This window comes from Stenotrophomonas sp. 05L414_2 (genome assembly GCF_056397905.1).
The window spans coordinates 1-2,013 of sequence record NZ_JBFTOJ010000298.1 but is presented as its reverse complement, the minus strand read 5'-3'; the positions used below and the strand labels follow the sequence as shown (position 1 = coordinate 2,013).

Here is a 2,013-nt window from a genome sequence, read left to right as displayed (position 1 = left end):
GGCGGGACCGTTGGCGCCATGGATGGCGCCATCGAGCCCCCATGGACGGGTTTACGGCATGCCCCGCCAGCCCATCCCCGCACGGCTCCCCCTCAACATTGCAGAGCCGACCATCCGCAGTTGCTGTTGCTCTCGCTCCGAAAGCCTGCCGCAGGCAGCGCCGCAGCCGCCGCTGCGAACAAACCTGAATACGTTCGAACAGCCCACCTCAATCCCCCGCCCCCGCGGCCGATAACGGTCATGTCACCGYTGCTCCCGATCAGCACCGGCGCCTCCACCCACCACCACCCGGGTACTGCTCGATGAATCTCCTGCATCGCTGGCAACACTACTTCAGCAATCTCTCCGTCCGACGCAAGCTCAATCTGCTCACGCTGCTGATCGCACTCGGCGTGATCGCGCTCTCGGTGATCGCTGCCCGCATGCAGTACCTGGACCTCAATGAAACCCGCAAGTCGTCGTTGAAGACCCAGGTTGAACTGACCTACGGCATCCTCGACCACTACCACGGGCTGGCCGCCAGCGGCGAACTCACCGAGCCCGCCGCCCGCCAGGCCGCGCTCGATGCGCTGGCGCGCATGCGCGCCGACAGTGATACGTATTACTACAGCGTCTACGACACGAACTACCGCGTGCTGATGCATCCGTTCCGCAAGGACCTGATCGGCAAGGACATGAAGGACTTCCGCTCCGAGGACGGCGTGCAGCTGTTCCACGACCTGGTGGAAGTGGCTCGCAAGGGCGGCGGGGTGGTCTCCTACAAGTGGGCCAAGGCCAACAGCGAAGGCCTGTACGACAAGGCGTCCTACGCCGGCCTGTTCAAGCCCTGGAACTGGGTGGTCAGCAGCGGCGTATACATGGATGACGTGCAGCAGCAGGCACTGGTCTTCACCGCCATCATGACCCTGGCCGGCGGCGTACTGGTGCTGATCGTGCTGGCATTGAGCTGGGTCATCGGCAACCGCATCGCACGTCCGCTGAAGCAGGCCACCGCCGTGGCCGAAGGCATTGCCGGCGGCAAGCTGGACAGCCACATCGGCCCGCAGCCGCATGACGAAACCGGTCGCCTGCTCGAAGCCATGTCGCGCATGCAGCAGCAGCTGCACGCGGTCATCAGCGGCCAGCGCGAGATGGCGCGCCGCCACGATGGCGGTGAACTCAGCTACCGCATCGACGCCAGCAGCTTCCCCGGCGAATACGGACTGATGGTGCAGGAAACCAACGTCCTGGTCGGCAGCCACGTGCAGACCCTGCACGATGTACTGAACGTCGTGCAGCAGTACGCCGTGGGCGACCTCAGCAGCGACATCGCGCGCTATCCGGGCGAAAAGGCGGCGATGACCACCACCGTCGACACGGTCAAGGCCAACCTCGGCCGCATCAACGCCGAGATCAAGCAGCTGGCCAGTGCCGCCGCTGCGGGCGACTTCAGCCAGCGCGGCGATGCACAGCGCTTCGATCACGATTTCCGCACCATGCTGGAAAACCTCAATGCCATGATGGCAGTCAGCGATGACAACCTCGGCAAGCTCTCGCAGCTGCTGTCGTCCATTGCCGACGGCGACCTGACGGCACGCATGCACGGTGACTACCAGGGCGTGTTCGCCCGCATGCGCGACGATGCAAACGCCACGGTCAGCCAGCTGACCCAGATCGTCAGCCAGATCCAGGCCAGTGCCTCCAGCATCACCCTGTCGGCCGGCGAAATCGCGTCGGGCAACAGTGATCTGTCGCGCCGTACCGAGCAGCAGGCCGCCAATCTGGAAGAAACCGCCGCCTCGATGGAGGAACTGACCTCCACCGTGCGCCAGAATGCTGAGCACGCGCGCCAGGCCAACCAGCTCGCCATCGGCGCGCACGGCGTGGCCTCGCAGGGTGGCAGCGTGGTCGGCCAGGTGGTCACCACCATGTCGGCCATCGAAGCCTCCTCGAAGAAGATCGCCGAGATCATCTCGGTCATCGATGGCATCGCCTTCCAGACCAACATCCTGGCGCTGAATGCCGCAGTGGAAG

Annotated in this window: 1 protein-coding gene; it reads left to right on the top strand. The window is 64.8% G+C overall.

The features are described 5' to 3' along the window. Positions 1–302: 302 nt before the first annotated feature. On the top strand, positions 303–2,013 hold a 1,711-nt coding region (locus AC1DJN_RS21795), incomplete at its 3' end, for a methyl-accepting chemotaxis protein (RefSeq protein ID WP_478040231.1).